Here is a 16,615-nt window from a genome sequence, read left to right as displayed (position 1 = left end):
TCTTCATTCGGACCTGCCTGTTCAATCGACCATGGCGCCGCGCTGCAGGTTGGCCCAGTCCCGTTCCGGATAGTCGTCTGAATAGTCGCAGGTGTCGATCGAGCAGACGATCCTACCGCTCATGCCGGTGACACGGATCTCGTCGCCGAGCCTGGCGATCTGACCGTCAGGGGAGCGCATCTGGTTCGTCCTTGCGCTCGGGACCGGGTGGGTTGCGAAAAGGATACACGGTGATGCCGATAGCCGCGCCGAGCGTTGCGATCCGCAGCAGCAGGTCGGCGGGGATGGTGGTGTCGAGCGCGGGGAAGTCGCGGCCGCCTTCGAAGCCATAGGAGAACGTGCGCGACGTGCAGCTGTCCCACAGCTCCCTCGGGGTCTGGGGCAGCGATTCGATCAGCGTAAGGAATTGCTCGGTGGATGTGGTCGGATGCGGGGATCCTGTATCGTTGATCTCCAGCACCAGCAGAAACTCCTGCTCATGCTCCTCATGATGCAGGACATGCGCGTTCTGATGCAGATGCGCGATCAGCGGCGAGAAGTCGGACTTCGACTTCAGGACGAGATCGAGATTCAGGAAATGCGAGAGTGCGGCCATGCTCGCTCGCGCGGGTTGCTGCGGACGACGGGTGTCGAAGCTCCGCGAGCGCTAGCGGCAAGTCGGGACCGAACGCATCGGGATGCGGCCAAGGTTCGCCGGCCGAAGCCGGCGAACCTTCAGACCGCTATCCCTTATACCCCATCAGCAGCCGCGGCAGCCACAGCGAGAACGCCGGCACGTAGGTCACGAACATCAAAGCGGCGATCAGGGCGGCGTAGAACGGCAGGATGGTGCGCATGACGGCGCCGACCGAGATGCCGCCGATGGCGCAGCCGACGAACTGCGTGGTGCCGACCGGCGGGGTGTTGAGGCCCAGCGCGCAGTTGATCAGCATCAGCATGCCGAACTGCACCGGATCCATGCCCGCCTTCATCGCGATCGGCAGGAAGATCGGGGTGCAGATCAGGATGGTCGCCGCCATGTCCATGAACGTGCCGAGCAGGAACAGGATGACGTTGATCAGCAGGAAGATCATCCAGGGCTGCGTCGACACCTTGCTCATCAGGTCGCCGGCGAAGTCGGCGACTTCGTAAAGTCCCATCAGGTACTGGAACATGGTGGAGACGCCGATCAGCAGCAGCACCACGCCGGTCGTCTTGACCGCCTTGGCGGCGGCCCGCAGGAAGTTCTGCAGGGTCATGGTGCGGTAGATGAAGAACGTCAGCAGGATCGTGTAGGTGACCGCGACGGCCGCGGATTCGGTGGCCGTGAACACGCCGGACAGGATGCCCGTCAGGATGATGCCGACGATCAAGAGGCCGGGCAGCGCCGCCGCGAACGAGCGGAACACCTCCGCCCAGCCCGGAAACTTGCCGGCGGGATAGCCGCGCTTCACGGCGACCGCGTAGGCGGCGACCAGCATGCAGACCATCAGCACGAGCGCCGGAAGAAGACCCGCGGCGATCAGCGCGCCGATCGACACCTTGCCGCCGGCGGCGAGCGCATAGATGATCATGTTGTGGCTGGTCGGCATCAACGCGCCGACCAGCGAGGCGTGGGTGGTGACGTTGACGGCGTAGTCGGTGTCGAACCCTTCCTTCTTCATCATCGGGATCATCACCGCGCCCATCGCCGACACGTCGGCCACGGGAGAGCCGGAGACGCCGCCGAACAGCGTGCAGGCGACGACGTTCGACATGCCGAGCCCGCCGCGGATGTGACCGACGAGATTCTTGGCGAGCTGCACGATCTTGTCCGCGACGCCGCCATGCAGCATCAGCTCGCCGCTGAAGACGAAGAACGGGATGGCGAGGAACGAGAAGATGTTCATCCCCGACATCATCTGCTGGAAGATGACGGCAACCGGCAGGCCTTCATAGAGGATGGTGCAGATCGCCGAGAGGCCGATCGCAAACGCAACGGGAACGCCGAGGACCAGGAAGCCGAAGAAGGTGACGCCGAGAATAATCAGTTCCATGAGGGGACGACCTCTTCGCCGCGCAAGAGAGCAATGATGTGCTCGATGGAAAACATGACGATCAGGATTCCCGAAGCGATCAGCGGCACGTAGCGGACGACTTCGGGCAGGCCGAGATTGGCGATCTTCACGGTGCCCACGGAGGCGCCGAGGATCCAGCCGTTGTAGGCCATCGCGACGCCGAACATCGCGACCAGCACATGGATGACGAGCTCGATCTTTTCCCGCAGATGATCCGGCAGCATCACGAGGAGGCTGTCCATGCCGATATGGCCGGCGTCGCGAACGCCGACGGCGGCGCCGATCAGCGTGACATAGAGGATCAGGACCAGCGCCAGGTTCTCGGTCCAGGTCGGGCTGGAGTTGAGAATGTAGCGTCCGAACACCTGGTAGAAGACGATGGTGACGATGACGAGCAGGCCGGCGACGGACAGATACATGCCGACGCGCGCGATGACGGCGTTGATCCGCGAGAGCAGGCCGGTCGACGGACGTCCCTCCTGCTGCTCGTGGTCTCCGACATGTGGATCTGTCATTCCCGTCCCTCCCCTGGCTTTCCTGCGGCGCCGCCTGATGGCGACGCCGGACCGTATGATTGTTGTTCTTGGTAGATGTCTTTGAAGTCGCGATTTTTGCGTCGCTACTCTTATTTGGTGTCCTGGATGCGCTTGACGAGGCTCGAGAGCTTCTCGTCGCCAGCGAACTTCTGGTACACCGGCTTCATCGCGTCGACGAATTCCTGCTTGTTGGCGATCGTCACGACCTGGACGCCAGCGGCCTCGACGGTCTTGCGGGAGGTCTGCTCGCGCTCGTCCCAGAGCTTGCGCATGACCGGCACGGATTCCTTTGCCGCCTTGCGGATCATCGCCTGATCCTCCTTGCTCAGCGTGTCCCAGACCTTCTTGGACATCACGAGGACTTCGGGCGCCAGCGAGTGCTCGGTGACGTTGTAGAACTTGGCGGCCTCGAAGTGGCGCGAGGATTCGTAGGACGGCCAGTTGTTCTCGGCGGCGTCGACGAGGCCGGTCTTGAGCGCGGTGTAGACCTCGCCATAGGGCATCGGGGTCGGGTTGGCGCCGAGGCTCTGGATCATGCCGACCCAGAGGTCGGACTGCTGGACGCGGATCTTCAGGCCCTTGAGGTCGGCGAGCGACTTCACCGGCGCCTTGACCGTGTAGATCGAGCGCGCGCCGCTGTCATAATAAGCCAGGCCGACCAGGCCGGCGGGCTCCATGGCCGCCAGGATCTCGTCGCCGATCGGCCCGTCCAGGACGTTGCGCATGTGCTGCGTGTCGCGGAACACGAAGGGCAGGCACAGCGCGACGGTCTCCGGCACGAAATTGTTGAGCGGCGAGGAGTTGATCCGCATCATGTCGAGCGCGCCGATCTTGAGCTGCTCGATCGTGTCCTTCTCGGAGCCGAGGGCGCCGTTCGGAAACACCTTGACGCCGAGCTTGCCGCCGCTCGCGGCAGCGAGCTGCTTGCCCATGAACTTGACGGCTTCAACGGTCGGATAATCGGCGGGGTGCACGTCGGCGGAGCGGAAATCGCGCGCGGTCGCCAAAGGCGACGAGACCGCCAGCACAGCGGCCGCAATGATACCTGTAAGTGCCTTCATCTTGGCTTCCTCCTCAATTGATTATGTCGTTGTTGGGCAGATGCTGCAGACCGCCTTGGGTCGCTGCGCTCCAGATGCGAAGTCCTGCGACAATATCACGCGTAGGGCCAGTGGCTATTTCTGTCCAAGCCAAAGGCGGCATCGATCAATGCAAGAGTTGCATCGATCGATCGGGTGCGATCTGGCGCGATGCAACCAGCGGGTCGACCGCCCTCAATGACGACGGCGCCGCCTCGAACGGCCGCGGAGACACTGCCGGCGCCACCTCAGATGCGATCACTTGAGATGCGATCACTTGGCCCTGTCCGGCCCTTGCGCCCGGGCGGCGGGGCTGGCATTCCCACGGCTGATCTCCGGACCGGCCCGGCGCGTTTGCCGGTTGGTTACCAGCGCCGGGCTACAGCCGGTTCCCGAGCGCTTCCCGCGACGTTGCTCCGGCCCGTCGCGTCCGATTTCGATTCGACGAGGTTTTGAGAGCCATGACCGTACGCCTGCACCGCGGCGACCTGCCTGATCTTTCCCGCTATACCTCGTCGGTCGCGATCGACACCGAGACGATGGGGCTCAATCCGCACCGCGACCGGCTGTGCGTGGTGCAGCTGTCGCCCGGCGACGGCTCGGCCGACGTGGTGCAGATTCCCAAGGGGCACACCGACGCGCCGAACCTGAAGGCGCTGCTCGGCAACCCGGACATCACCAAAATCTTCCACTTCGCGCGCTTCGATGTCGCGGCGCTGTTTCACGCGTTCGGGGTGATGCCGCAGCCGGTCTATTGCACCAAGATCGCCTCGCGGCTGGCGCGCACCTATACCGACCGCCATGGCCTGAAGGATCTCGTGCGCGAGCTGCTCAACGTCGATCTCTCCAAGCAGCAGCAGTCGAGCGACTGGGGCGCCGAGCAGCTCAGCGAGCCGCAGCTCGCGTATGCTGCCTCCGACGTGCTGCATCTGCATGCGCTGCGCGAAAAGCTCGACGGGATGCTGGCGCGCGAAGGGCGGCTGGCGCTGGCGCAGGCCTGTTTCGCGTTCCTGCCCCACCGCGCGACGCTCGATCTGGGCGGATTCGAGGCCGAGGACATCTTCGCGCATTCCTGAAGCCGGCGAATCGCGGGCGCGTTCACGATCATTAATGTCTCGTAATGATCGCAAGTTGCCCCGCGTCGCGATTTCGCGCCAGTTCCAGGCTGCAATGGTGAAGGCGTCCATGGTAGGATGGCGCTGTTTCGCGCGCCTCCCCGTGTCCGTCGGAGCCCTGGTGAACTCGGTCCACAACCCCGCCTATGACCCCACCCTGCAGGCGCGCTTCGCGGTCGCGGCGCGCCACAGCCGCTTCGTGCGCGTGCTGCGGGTCGCGGTGCCGGCGGCGGTGGGACTGGCGATGGCGGTCGTGATCGGCATCGCGCTGTTCAATCCGTTCCACATGGAGATCAACACCCCGAATCTCACCGGCAACCTCGTCATCTCCGGCCGCAAGATCACGATGGAGACGCCGCATCTGACCGGCTTCACGCCGGACCAGCGGCCGTATGATCTCGTCGCCCGGAGCGCGGTGCAGGACCTCACCGATCCCGATCACGTCGAGCTCAACATCCTCCGCGCCAAGGTGCTGATGGAGGATCAGTCGACGGTGACGCTGAAGGCGAATACCGGCGTGTTCGACACCAAGCAGCAGCAGCTCGAGCTGACGAAGGATATCCTGCTGACGACGTCGACGGGCTACGAGGCGCGGCTGAGCCGGGCCTCGGTCGACATGGCCAAGGGCACCGTGAGCTCGGACGAGCGCGTCGACGTCAAGCTCACCAACGGTACGCTCTCCGCCGACCGCCTGCGCATCACCGACAATGGCGAGGTCATCCGCTTCGAGGGCAATGTGATGATGAACCTCGACAACATGAATGCCGCTCCGGCCACGACGGCGAGCGCCGATCCCGGCCGTCCGGCCCGCAACGTGAAGTGACCTCATGACCACGTGCCGTTTCATTCCCGTAGCGATTCGCGGCGCCGGCTTCGCCGCGCTGGCGTTGCTCGCGCTTGCCGACTCATCGCAGGCGCAGAGCGCGACCACCGGCGTGCCCAACGCGCTGCAGGGGTTCTCTCAGAATCGCGACCAGCCGATCCAGATCGAGGCCGCCGCGCTCGAGATGCGCGACAAGAAGAAGGAGGCGACCTTCACCGGCAACGTCAAGGTCGTGCAGGGCGACACCACCATGACCTCGAAGTCGCTGGTGGTGTTCTACGACGGCGGCGCCCAGCCGGGCGGCGCCAAGGCGACCAAGGCCACGCCGGCGGCGACGCCTGGGCCGGACGGCAGCTCGGCGATCCGCCGTCTCGAGGCGCGCGGCGACGTCAAGGTGACCCAGAAGGACCAGGTCGTGACCGGCGAGACCGCGGTCTACGACACCAAGACCAACATGATCTCGATGCAGGGCGGCGTGGTGCTGACCCAGTGCAAGAACGTGATGCGCGGCGACCGGCTGACGGTGGACATGACCACCGGCGTGTCGCGCGTCGAATCCGACAGCGGGCGCGGCGTCCAGGTGCTGCTGCCGCAGGCGGGCGCGGGCGCGGGCGCCGGCGGCGGCTGCGGTTCGTCGACGGCCTCGGCTCCAGGCAGCGCCGCGCCGCTGCAGCTCGGTCCAGGCAAATCGAAGTGACTTCAATTATTTAGCAAAACGCCGGCGGCCCAGTTGAACCGCGCCGCTGCTGCCTCTATCTAGCGAGCGGGCGGTTCTGTCGCAGGGCCGATGCAACGGGAGGCCGTGGAACCCGTTGCGTGGCTGCGAAAGAGTGATGCCGGACACGATTGCGATCTTGCGATCGGTCGCCTGCGTGGCGACCGCGACTTCGCCGTCAGACGACAAACTCCGAGGCGCGGCCTGCTGCGCTTCGGCCGGCCTCGCGCTCCCTGTGATCCGCGAGAGGTGAGATGCGTTCGCTCGCGGTGAGCGGGCGAGCCAGCGCTGCGGTCGATGACGGGCAGCCTCGAAGGGCGTAAGCGAAGCGGGGATGGTGGATCTACTCGGCATGTTTCGTGGGCGTCCCGCCAAGCGCGGCCAGCGAGGCTCCTCGCGCCGGCGCGACGACATCACGGCCATGGACGATCCGTTCGGCAATTCCTACAGCGATGATCCGCTCGCCGCGCTCGCCGACTCCGTGCGCGATGAAACGGTGCCGCGCATCAATCCGCGCTCGCCGCAGAACACCGAGCAGATCCAGCGCAAGCGGCCGGCCTCGCAGCCGATGCCGGCCAAGCCGCGCAACAATGGCGCGGGGGGCGGTCCGCAACTGCTGCGCCGGCCGGGCTTCCTCGCCGTGCATTCGATCGAGAAGAGCTTTGGCAGCCGCCAGGTCGTGCGGGGAGTGTCGATCTATGTCCGCCGCGGCGAGGCCGTCGGCCTGCTCGGGCCGAACGGCGCCGGTAAGACCACCGTCTTCTACATGATCACCGGCCTGATCAAGGCCGATCGTGGCGCCATCGAGCTCGATGGCCACGACGTGACGCGGCTGCCGATGTATCAGCGCGCGCGGCTCGGCATCGGCTACCTGCCGCAGGAGGCCTCGATCTTCCGCGGACTCACCGTCGAGCAGAACATCCGCGCCGTGCTCGAAGTGGTCGAGCCCTCGCGCAAGAAGCGCGAGCGCGAGCTCGACGCGCTGCTGGAAGAATTCACCATCACGCGGCTGCGCAAGTCGCCCTCGATCGCGCTGTCCGGCGGCGAGCGTCGCCGCGTCGAGATCGCGCGTGCGCTGGCGACGCGCCCGAACTACATGCTGCTCGACGAGCCGTTCGCCGGCATCGATCCGATCGCGGTCGGCGACATCCAGCAGCTGGTGCGCCATCTCACCAACCGCGGCATCGGCGTGCTGATCACCGACCATAACGTCCGCGAGACGCTCGGTCTCACCGACCGCGCCTACATCGTCTATGCCGGACAGATTCTCACCGAAGGCAGCCCCGAGGAGATCGTCGCCGATCCCGACGTGCGCCGACTGTATCTCGGTGAGGAATTCCGGCTGTAGGATTGCCGACGCGCTGTTTGTCCGCTTTGTCGGACACGGGACAGGTCACGGAAAACGCTGCGAATACCGCTGTTTCCAGCTGCTTTGCGAGGACCGGTAACCTCGTCTTCCGCCGCGCCATACTCCGTTTTTCTTATTCGTCAAGCCGTGTACATCGCGCGCAGATTAGGATAAGCAAGAATTGGACCAGTAAGGGAATGTTCTTGCTCCCATGGCGTTGACGCAGAGATTAGAATTCCGCCAGTCGCAGTCGCTGGTGATGACGCCGCAGCTGATGCAGGCGATCAAGCTGCTGCAACTGTCCAATCTCGACCTCTCCACGTTCGTCGAGGAGGAGCTGGAGCGCAATCCGCTGTTGGAGCGGGCCAGCGACGGTCCGGAAGCGCCGGTCGCGGGCGAACAGCAGATGTCCGAGCGCGCCGAGTTCCCGGAAGGTGGCGAGACCGGCGGCGACGATTTCGGCGAGGCCGGCAGCAGCGGCGGCGACAGCTTCGAGGGCGCCCAGGAAGACTGGATGAGCCGCGATCTCGGCACCCGTACGGAGATCGAACAGACGCTCGACACCGGACTCGACAACGTGTTCTCCGAGGAGCCGGCGGAGGCCGCGGCGCGCAATGCGCAGGACGCCGCCCCGACCACCTACACCGAATGGGGCGGTGGCGCCTCCGGCGACGAGGACTACAATCTCGAAGCCTTTGTCGCGGCCGAGACCACGCTGTCGGATCATCTCGCCGAGCAGGCGGCGGTGGCCTTCACCGCGCCGGCCGACCGCATGATCGGCCAGTACCTGATTGATCTCGTCGACGAGGCCGGCTATCTGCCCGCCGATCTCGGCCAGGCCGCCGACCGCCTCGGCGCCGAGCAGGCCGACGTCGATGCGGTGCTCGGCGTGCTGCAGACCTTCGATCCGCCCGGCATCTGCGCCCGCAATTTGAGCGAATGTCTCGCGATCCAGCTGCGCGAGCTCGACCGCTACGATCCGGCGATGCAGGCGCTGGTCGAGCACCTCGATCTCCTGGCCAAGCGCGACTTCGTCGCCCTTCGCAAGCTGTGCGGCGTCGACGACGAGGACCTCGTCGACATGATCGGCGAGATCCGCAGGCTCGATCCGAAGCCGGGGCTGAAGTTCGGCACCACGCGCACACAGACCATGGTGCCCGACGTCTACGTCCGCCCGGGTCCCGACGGCGGCTGGCTGGTCGAGCTCAACAGCGACACGCTGCCGCGCGTCCTGGTGAACCAGCACTATTACTCCGAGCTGTCGAAGACGATCCGCAAGGACGGCGACAAGTCCTACTTCACCGACTGCCTGCAGAATGCGACGTGGCTGGTGCGCGCGCTCGATCAGCGCGCCCGCACGATCCTGAAGGTGGCGACCGAAATCGTGCGCCAGCAGGACGGCTTCTTCACCCACGGTGTCGCGCATCTGCGGCCGCTCAACTTGAAGGCCGTTGCGGATGCGATCCAGATGCATGAATCAACCGTGTCGCGCGTCACCGCCAACAAATACATGGCGACGAATCGCGGCACGTTCGAGCTGAAATATTTCTTCACCGCCTCGATCGCATCGGCTGATGGCGGCGAGGCGCACTCGGCGGAAGCCGTGCGGCATCACATCAAGCAATTGATCGATGCGGAAGATCCCTCCGCAATTCTCTCCGATGACACCATCGTCGAGAAGCTGCGGACCGCCGGCATCGACATCGCCCGCCGCACGGTCGCGAAATACCGGGAGGCGATGCGGATCCCGTCCTCGGTGCAGCGCCGCCGCGACAAGCAGAGCATGCTGGCGCATGCCCTCTCGGCTCCCGCCAGCGCCGACCGCACCCGGGATGCCGCGTCAGTTTGACCGCTGCGCAAGATTGCGCCTTAACCAAATAGGCTTAGTGTCATACTTGGTTCACATGAATCGAGGCGACACATGACCCTGCGGATTTCCGGAAAGAGCATCAGCGTCAGCGAAGCGCTGCGTGGGCGCGTCAGCGAGCGCACCGACGAAGTCTTGCGAAAATACTTCGACGGCAACTATTCCGGCCATGTCACGCTCTCCAAGGACGGTTTCGGGTTCAAGACCGATTGCGCGCTGCACCTCGATTCGGGCATCACCCTCGAGGCCGAATCGAACGCGCCGGACGCCTATGCCAGCGCCGACCAGGCGCTCCTGATGATCGAGAAGCGCCTGCGCCGCTACAAGAGCCGGCTGAAGGACCGCTCGGGGCGCAAATCCCACGCCGCCAATGCGGCGCTCGCCAATCTCGACGGCGCGGTGCTGGATGCGCCGAGCTACGTGATCGAGGCGCCGGCCGAGGGCGACGAGGAGATCACCGGCTACAGCCCGGTGATCATTGCCGAGAACACCACGGCGTTGAAGCGCCTGTCGGTGTCCGAAGCCGTGATGGAGCTCGATCTTTCGGGCGCGCCCTGCATGGTGTTTCAGCACGGTTCCAGCGGCCGGGTGAACATCATCTACCGCCGCGCCGACGGCAATATCGGCTGGGTCGATCCGCCGGCGGTGAAACCGTAGCCGCGCGGACGCCTTCCAGGGATCTCCGGGCGGCGCGAAAACCGGTTCCCGATCAGGTGGTTGGCGGACCGGTTGCGACGTCACGCCACGGCAATGAAGGGATGCGATCAAGCGGTTGGGGCGCTGGCGCCTTCAGGCCGCCACGCTCCGGCGATCTTTAAGGATAGGCTGCGGGAACGCGCTTGCGGGTGTTGGCACGGCCGTTGCGTTGGGGTAGAAGCCCACCCATCGGACACGGGTTAAGCCCGCCTGCCGCCTCAGCTTCTTGACGCCGGTCTGTCCCGACCTATTTCGCACCCTGACGGTTCAATCACCTCGGAACGCCCTATGCCGATTACCGATCTGGTCGCACCCGAGGCGATCGTGCCGGCTTTGAAGGTCATCAGTAAGAAGCAGGCGCTGCAGGAGCTTGCCGCGCGCGCGGCCGCGCTGACCGGGCAGAACGAGCGCAACGTGTTCGAAGTGCTGCTGCAGCGGGAGAAGCTCGGAACCACGGCCGTCGGGTATGGCGTCGCGATTCCCCACGGCAAGCTGCCGAAGCTGGAGAAGTTGTTCGGCCTGTTCGCCCGGCTGGAGCGGCCGATCGATTTTGAGGCCATGGACGGCCAGCCGGTCGATCTGGTGTTCCTGCTGCTGGCGCCGGAAGGCGCCGGCGCCGACCATCTGAAGGCCCTGGCGCGGATCGCCCGGCTGCTCCGCGACCAGGATGTCGCCAAGAAGCTCCGTGCCTCGCGCGACGCCCAGGCGATCTATTCGGTGCTGGCGCTGCCGCCCGCTTCCGCCGCCTGACGTCGTATCGCGCCGCCCTGCAGGCACCGAGAGAGCCTGCTGGCGAGCCTCCGCGCAGCCCCGAACCCGTTCGTCCGCGCGGGCGTGTGCAACGGCGTCGGCTCGTAGCCGAACTCGACGACGAGCTCCTGGAATGCCTCGCTGCGGAGCAGGTCGAAATGATGCGGCGTCATTCGCTCCCTGTAGATGCCGACCTTCCGGCCGCGTCCCGACGACGTCAGGCCGCGGCCGAGCACATCGAGCTCCGCGGCCGTCTTGCGCGGAAGTCCCAGGTAGTCGCAGATGCGGTTGAGGACAGGAAACGACGACCGCGCCACATCGTCGATCGCGAGCTCTGAATAGAGCTCTTCGAACTTCACGGTCAGGCAGGCTGGCGAGTCCAGCCAGCTCATGAACTTCTTGATGCCCGATCGGGGCAAAGAGAGGAGGGTCGATGTGATTCGGGAGGCGTCATCGGGGTGAGCGGCCGATCCGGCCGACCGCAGATAGGCGTTCCACTTCCGCATCTTCGGGTAGGCCGCCGAGTGGTAGACGAAGTCGACCCAGCTCACGACGATGTCGCGGGGGTCGCGGACGATGAACAGCATCTTGTGTTCTGGTCTGCCCAGGAGGTATTGCTCGAGATACGGACAATACTCGGTGTGCGAGGCGCAGGAATAGCCGGAGCGCAGGGCCGACGCCCAGAGCGGGGCCGGAAGCGCGCGTCCGTAGTCGAGCGAACCGTCGGGATTCAGCTTGCTGATCGATGACGTGTAGGTGTGATAGCCGACATCGACATGACCGCCCAGCGCTCTGACGAGTTCGACCAGCAGGTACGTCCCCGCTTTCGGCACGCTGTTGCAGATGACGTAGTAAGGGCTTGGCCCCGGCGGAGGACTGTCAAGAAAGACGTGCCGATTGGGTAGGGTCCCGAGCGCAAGCTCTCGAAAGACGCCTGCATCAAGCCGTGATTCATGCATCTGCCATCCCTACACATGCTCGTCACACATCGGACTAGCGCGTGCCGCAACAGGGACAACTTAAGGATTGGACACCTTCGCCTTAAACCGGGTCGGATTGTATCTGGTTGTCAAATCGACCGTTCCGGACATCGACGGAAACAATTTCTCCAAAGCACTTCCGCAGCCGCTTCGTCCTTGGCCGGCTATCGCAATGATCTCGCCATGTAGCGCACCGTCTTGGCGCCGCCATGGATGCCGGCCGTCGCCAGCGGCGCGAAGCCGAGCGCAGCATGAAACGCGTCCGACTGCGGATTGGGCGGATCCAGATTGACCTCGCAGACGATGCGGTCGTGGCCCGCCGCGGTCGCCTCCCGAATCAGCTCCTCATAGAGCTGCCGCGCCAGGCCCCGGCCGCGGGCGGCCGGCGCCACCACGATGCGGTCGACATAGACGAACCGATCGTAGCGCGCGCGAAACCAGCGGTGATTGGGATTATCGTAGACGGCGGCGTGGTCGAGCGCGATCATCAGCGCATCGGCCCTGCCAATTCGCCAGGCCAGCCATGCCCGATCGAGCAGCTGCATGAGCGTTTCGGGCGTGAGCCACGACAGCTCGGAGGCATGCGCATTGTTGAGCGCGAGCAGCGCGTCCGCAAGCGCAGGATCTGCACGCAGTCCGGCCGGGCTCATGGGTGTCGTCATCAAGGTCATGCGCGGCCATCGTTACGAGCAGAAAAAAGGGCCGTCCCCGTTTCCAGGGACCGCCCTCGTGTCAGTCCGTGAGCTGCATGCTCCTCGTGAGCATCGCGTCTCAATGAGCGTTGAGTCTCACGAGAAGCGGCCGTTGTCAGCGCTGCGGCTCGGCCTTTGCGTCAGTGGACGCTCACGGCCTGGAGTTCGTGACTCCACGCATTCGCGATCGCCGCTTCGCGGCTGTCGGTGAGCATGATCGGCGTGCCGTCGGCGGCATGCAAGGCGAACAGCTTCAGTCCCGGCGCGATGTGCGGCGCCTGCGGAAACAGTCCCGGTACGTCCTCGGAGCGGATCTGCTTCACGTAAGCGATGTGGCCCTCGCCCAAGGTCGCCAGCGACTCCAGGGAGACGGGGGATTCCGACGCAACATTACCTTCAGTCATGGTCTCGACTCCTTCTGAGACTCAAGCGGTCGAGTCCGCTACTCGTTCCATCAAACCATTATTCGTGTTCATTGATCGCTATTGTCTTAACGATCCGCTCAGGCTCTGGCCTGGCCAGATCGACCGACAACAGCCCGTTCTTCAGGTCCGCACCAAGCACATGCATTCCCTCCGCCAGCACGAAGGTGCGCTGGAAGTGGCGCGCGGCGATGCCGCGATGAATGTATTGCCTGGTCTTGTCGTCCTGCTGCCGGCCGCGGATGACGAGCTGGTTTTCCTCAATGGTGACATCGAGTTGGTCGCGGGTGAAACCCGCCACCGCCAGCGTGATCCGCAGACGCTCGGGCTGGCCATTGGTGCGTTCGAACCGCTCGATATTGTAGGGCGGATAGCCGTCGGCACCTTTGACGACGCGGTCGAGCACGCGCTCGATCTCGTCGAAGCCCAGCAGGAACGGACTGGAGAGCGAAGGAACACGAGACATGGTTTACAAAGTCCTCTCGAAGCGACTTTGATGTATCAGGGCCCTGACGGCACCCCTTGAGCAGCAATATGGGCACGATCCGGGGCGCGTTCAAGCACCCCGAATGCGCCGGAACAGCCTGTCTGTGGAAGGGTTTAAACGGACAGCCGCTGACGGCCGTCGGCCGAGAACAGATGCAGCTTGGCCCGCGGTGCCACGGCGCGAATCCGTGCGCCGATCTCCGGCGCGGCGGTACCCGGCAGCCGCACGATGATGTCGTTGGCGGTCGCGGAGAGCCGGTCATCGCTGCCCGTGTCCTGGCGTGCGCCGTAGACATAGGTCTCGGCGCCGACATGCTCGATCGCCTCGACGCGGAGGTCGAGCCCGATCCCGCCCGCCGGAACGGTGTCGCCAAGCTGGAAATCCTCAGGCCGGATGCCGAGCTGGCCCGCTTCTTGGGGAACCGCGTCGGCGCCGAGCAACTGGGCGCGCACGCCATCGGTCGGCATCAGGTTCATCGGCGGCGCGCCGATGAAGGACGCGACGAAGGTGGTGGCTGGACGCTGATAGATCTCGAGCGGATTGCCGATCTGCTCGACCTTCCCGCCGTTCATCACCACCAGGATGTCGGCGAGCGTCATCGCCTCGAGCTGGTCGTGGGTGACGTAGATCGCGGTGGTGTTGAGCCGGCGCTGCAGCTTGCGGATCTCGACCCGCATCGCGATGCGCAGCTTGGCGTCGAGGTTCGAGAGCGGCTCGTCGAACAGGAACACCTTGGGCTGGCGCACGATGGCGCGGCCCATCGCCACGCGCTGGCGCTGGCCGCCGGAGAGCTGGCGCGGCTTCCGCTCGAGCATGGTGCCGAGCTCGAGGATGCGTGCGGCGTCCTCGACCCGCGTCCTGATCTCCTTTTCCGCCATGCCGCGATTGCGCAGGCCGTAGGCCATGTTGTTGTAGACGGTCATGTGCGGATAGAGCGCGTAGTTCTGGAACACCATCGCGATGTCGCGATCCGCCGGCTCGATCGCATTGACGATGCGGCCGCCGATGTCGATCTCGCCCGAGGTGATCGTCTCGAGCCCCGCGACCATCCGCAGCAGGGTGGATTTGCCGCAGCCCGACGGCCCGACTAGCACGCAGAACTGACCGTCGCCGACATCGACATCGACGCCTTTGATGGCTTCGAAGCCGCCCTGGTAGACCTTGCGGACGTTGCGGAGGGTGACGTTGGCCATTGGTGGTTACCTAGCGAATAGCGAATGGGGAGTGGCGAATAGGGAAGGGGACGAAGCGAGCCGTTGCGCGAACATCCCTATTCGCCACTCGCCATTCGCTATTCGCCCCTTCGTCACTTTTCCGTCTCCACCAGCCCCTTGACGAACAGGCGCTGCATGACGACGACGACGAACACCGGCGGCAGCATCGCGAGCACGGCCGTCGCCATCACGATCGGCCACTCGGTCAGCGCGTCGGTCGTCGTGATCATCTTGCGGATGCCGATCTGGATGGTCTGCATGTCGTCGCGCGTCGTGATCAGCAGCGGCCAGAGATATTGGTTCCAGCCGAGGATGAACAGGATCACGAACAGCGCCGCCATGTTGGTGCGCGACAGCGGCAGCAGGGTGTCCCAGAAGAAGCGGAACGGCCCGGCGCCGTCGATGCGGGACGCCTCCAGCAGCTCGTCCGGCACCGTCATGAAGAACTGGCGGAACAGCAGCGTGGCGGTGGCGGACGCGATCAGCGGCAGCGCGAGCCCGGCATAACTGTCGAGCATGTGGAGGTCGGCGACGATCTTGTAGGTCGGATAGATGCGCACCTCGACCGGCAGCATGAGGGTGATGAAGATGAGCCAGAAGATCGCCATGCGGAACGGGAAGCGGAAGTAGACGACCGCATAGGCCGAGATGATCGAGATCGCGATCTTGCCGACGGCGATCAGCAGCGCCATGACCAGCGAGTTCAAAAGCATGGTCGCAACCGGCTCGCGGGTCGAGCCGCTCGTGCCAACGAAGATCGTCTGATAGTAGGTCGACAGGAAGTGCCCGCCAGGCAGCAGCGACATCTGCCCGTTGGCGATCACCGCATTGTCCTGCGTCGAGGCGACGAATGCGAGATAGACCGGGAACGCGACGATCGCGATTCCGATCCACAGGATGGCGTGCGCGACGTAGCGTCGAATGCCTTCTTGCTCGACCATCAGTAGGTCACCTTGCGCTCGACGAAGCGGAACTGGATCGCCGTCAGCACGATGACGATGACCATCAGAACGACGGATTGTGCGGCCGACGAGCCGAGATTGCCGCCGAGCAGGCCATCGGTATAGACCTTGTAGACCAGCGTCTCGGTGGATTTGCCAGGACCACCGCGGGTCATCGTGTCGATGATGCCGAAGGTCTCGAAGAAGGCGTAGACGATGTTGATGACCAGCAGGAAGAAGATGGTCGGTGACAGCAGCGGGAAGGTCACGGTCCAGAACCGCCGCATCGGCCGCGCGCCGTCGATCGCGGCCGCCTCGAGCACGCTCCGGGGGATGCTCTGCAGCCCGGCGAGGAAGAACAGGAAGTTGTAGGAGATCTGCTTCCAGGCGGCCGCGAGGATGATCTGCAGCGCCGCCTGGTCGCCGTCGAGCAGCGGATTCCAGTCGATGCCAACAGCGCGCAGATAGCGCGAGATCACGCCGAGCGACGGGTGGAGCATGAAGATCCAGAGCACGCCCACCACCGGCGGCGCCACGGCATAGGGCCAGATCAGCAGCGTCCGGTACAGCGTGACGCCGCGCAACGGCTTATCCGCCATGACCGCGAGCAGCAGTGCGACCGACAGCGACGAGAGCGCGATCGCGAAGGAGAAGCCGAAGGTGCGGAGAATGGCCTGGAAATAGTCCGGCTGGCTGAGCAGGTCGGCGTAGTTCTCGAACCAGACGAAGCTCGTGGACAGGCCGAACGCGTCCTGCAGCAGGAACGACTGGATGACGGCCTGGATCGCGGGCCAATAGAAGAAGATCAGCACGATCGCGAGCTGGGGAGCGACCAGCACGAACGGCAGCAGTTTTGACTGAAAGATGGCGTTCTTCTGCATGGTCGGTCGGCGAACCGGCAGGCCGCGGGGCGG

The 16,615-nt window shown here is 64.8% G+C and carries 19 protein-coding genes; 7 read left to right on the top strand and 12 right to left on the bottom strand.

Features of this window, described 5'->3' with window-relative positions; genetic code table 11:
- Positions 1 to 21 precede the first annotated feature (21 nt).
- The 5 genes from QX041_RS20445 to QX041_RS20425 form a co-directional block, all read right to left on the bottom strand.
- Positions 22 to 180, bottom strand: coding sequence for a hypothetical protein (locus tag QX041_RS20445; protein WP_315750477.1), 159 nt, complete (start codon positions 178 to 180; stop codon positions 22 to 24).
- Entirely contained in the window at positions 167 to 595 is a 429-nt protein-coding gene (locus tag QX041_RS20440; RefSeq protein ID WP_315750476.1) for a hypothetical protein, read from the bottom strand. The genes QX041_RS20445 and QX041_RS20440 overlap by 14 nt, the downstream gene beginning before the upstream one ends.
- A gap of 127 nt (positions 596 to 722) precedes the next feature.
- On the bottom strand, positions 723 to 2,015 hold the full coding sequence (locus QX041_RS20435; protein ID WP_316166380.1) for a TRAP transporter large permease: 1,293 nt from the start codon (positions 2,013 to 2,015) through the stop codon (positions 723 to 725).
- On the bottom strand, positions 2,006 to 2,551 hold the full coding sequence (locus QX041_RS20430; protein WP_316166379.1) for a TRAP transporter small permease: 546 nt from the start codon (positions 2,549 to 2,551) through the stop codon (positions 2,006 to 2,008). Before QX041_RS20430 ends, QX041_RS20435 begins: the two co-directional genes overlap by 10 nt.
- 110 nt (positions 2,552 to 2,661) lie before the next feature.
- Positions 2,662 to 3,633, bottom strand: a complete 972-nt coding sequence (locus QX041_RS20425; RefSeq protein ID WP_315716866.1) for a TRAP transporter substrate-binding protein — start codon at positions 3,631 to 3,633, stop codon at positions 2,662 to 2,664.
- A gap of 479 nt (positions 3,634 to 4,112) precedes the next feature.
- On the opposite strand from QX041_RS20425, the gene QX041_RS20420 reads away from it, so the two are divergent.
- The 7 genes from QX041_RS20420 (at position 4,113) to ptsN (ending at position 10,965) form a co-directional block, all read left to right on the top strand.
- Positions 4,113 to 4,727, top strand: coding sequence for a ribonuclease D (locus QX041_RS20420; protein WP_315716867.1), 615 nt, complete (start codon positions 4,113 to 4,115; stop codon positions 4,725 to 4,727).
- A gap of 160 nt (positions 4,728 to 4,887) precedes the next feature.
- Positions 4,888 to 5,589 carry an LPS export ABC transporter periplasmic protein LptC gene (lptC, locus tag QX041_RS20415; protein ID WP_315716868.1) on the top strand — a complete coding sequence of 234 codons (702 nt, stop codon included), beginning with the start codon at positions 4,888 to 4,890 and terminating at the stop codon, positions 5,587 to 5,589.
- A gap of 4 nt (positions 5,590 to 5,593) precedes the next feature.
- Positions 5,594 to 6,286, top strand: coding sequence for an LptA/OstA family protein (locus tag QX041_RS20410; protein ID WP_315825671.1), 693 nt, complete (start codon positions 5,594 to 5,596; stop codon positions 6,284 to 6,286).
- Positions 6,287 to 6,638: 352 nt separating this feature from the next.
- Positions 6,639 to 7,652 (top strand): LPS export ABC transporter ATP-binding protein, encoded by a 1,014-nt coding sequence (lptB, locus tag QX041_RS20405; RefSeq protein WP_315741251.1) that lies wholly within the window; start codon positions 6,639 to 6,641, stop codon positions 7,650 to 7,652.
- A 211-nt stretch (positions 7,653 to 7,863) separates the two neighbouring features.
- Entirely contained in the window at positions 7,864 to 9,501 is a 1,638-nt protein-coding gene (rpoN, locus tag QX041_RS20400) for an RNA polymerase factor sigma-54 (RefSeq protein WP_316166378.1), read from the top strand.
- A 72-nt stretch (positions 9,502 to 9,573) separates the two neighbouring features.
- Positions 9,574 to 10,176: a ribosome hibernation-promoting factor, HPF/YfiA family gene (gene hpf, locus QX041_RS20395; protein ID WP_315741249.1), complete on the top strand. Its 603-nt coding sequence runs from the start codon at positions 9,574 to 9,576 to the stop codon at positions 10,174 to 10,176.
- Between the two features lie 327 nt (positions 10,177 to 10,503).
- The gene (ptsN, locus tag QX041_RS20390; RefSeq protein ID WP_315716874.1) at positions 10,504 to 10,965 is read left to right on the top strand and encodes a PTS IIA-like nitrogen regulatory protein PtsN; all 462 of its coding nucleotides are present in this window, start codon (positions 10,504 to 10,506) and stop codon (positions 10,963 to 10,965) included.
- Here the strand turns inward: ptsN and QX041_RS20385 are convergent.
- The 7 genes from QX041_RS20385 to ugpA form a co-directional block, all read right to left on the bottom strand.
- Complete coding sequence (locus QX041_RS20385) at positions 10,926 to 11,798, bottom strand: hypothetical protein (RefSeq protein WP_316166377.1); 873 nt, start codon at positions 11,796 to 11,798, stop codon at positions 10,926 to 10,928. The genes ptsN and QX041_RS20385 overlap by 40 nt on opposite strands.
- Before the next feature lie 311 nt (positions 11,799 to 12,109).
- Positions 12,110 to 12,616 carry a GNAT family N-acetyltransferase gene (locus QX041_RS20380; protein WP_315750471.1) on the bottom strand — a complete coding sequence of 169 codons (507 nt, stop codon included), beginning with the start codon at positions 12,614 to 12,616 and terminating at the stop codon, positions 12,110 to 12,112.
- 161 nt (positions 12,617 to 12,777) lie between these two features.
- A complete protein-coding gene (locus tag QX041_RS20375) occupies positions 12,778 to 13,041 on the bottom strand; it encodes a DUF1150 family protein (protein ID WP_009026315.1) in 264 nt (87 codons plus the stop codon).
- 58 nt (positions 13,042 to 13,099) lie between these two features.
- The gene (locus tag QX041_RS20370) at positions 13,100 to 13,525 is read right to left on the bottom strand and encodes an Hsp20 family protein (RefSeq protein ID WP_006613108.1); all 426 of its coding nucleotides are present in this window, start codon (positions 13,523 to 13,525) and stop codon (positions 13,100 to 13,102) included.
- Positions 13,526 to 13,659: 134 nt separating this feature from the next.
- The gene (locus QX041_RS20365; RefSeq protein ID WP_315750470.1) at positions 13,660 to 14,739 is read right to left on the bottom strand and encodes a sn-glycerol-3-phosphate import ATP-binding protein UgpC; all 1,080 of its coding nucleotides are present in this window, start codon (positions 14,737 to 14,739) and stop codon (positions 13,660 to 13,662) included.
- A gap of 113 nt (positions 14,740 to 14,852) precedes the next feature.
- The gene (ugpE, locus tag QX041_RS20360) at positions 14,853 to 15,701 is read right to left on the bottom strand and encodes a sn-glycerol-3-phosphate ABC transporter permease UgpE (RefSeq protein ID WP_315716878.1); all 849 of its coding nucleotides are present in this window, start codon (positions 15,699 to 15,701) and stop codon (positions 14,853 to 14,855) included.
- Positions 15,701 to 16,582, bottom strand: coding sequence for a sn-glycerol-3-phosphate ABC transporter permease UgpA (gene ugpA, locus QX041_RS20355; RefSeq protein ID WP_315716879.1), 882 nt, complete (start codon positions 16,580 to 16,582; stop codon positions 15,701 to 15,703). The genes ugpE and ugpA overlap by 1 nt, the downstream gene beginning before the upstream one ends.
- Positions 16,583 to 16,615: the final 33 nt, after the last annotated feature.

This window comes from Bradyrhizobium sp. SZCCHNRI2009 (genome assembly GCF_032485115.1).
Taxonomy (GTDB): domain Bacteria; phylum Pseudomonadota; class Alphaproteobacteria; order Rhizobiales; family Xanthobacteraceae; genus Bradyrhizobium.
This window is presented reverse-complemented; position numbering and strand designations above follow the sequence as displayed.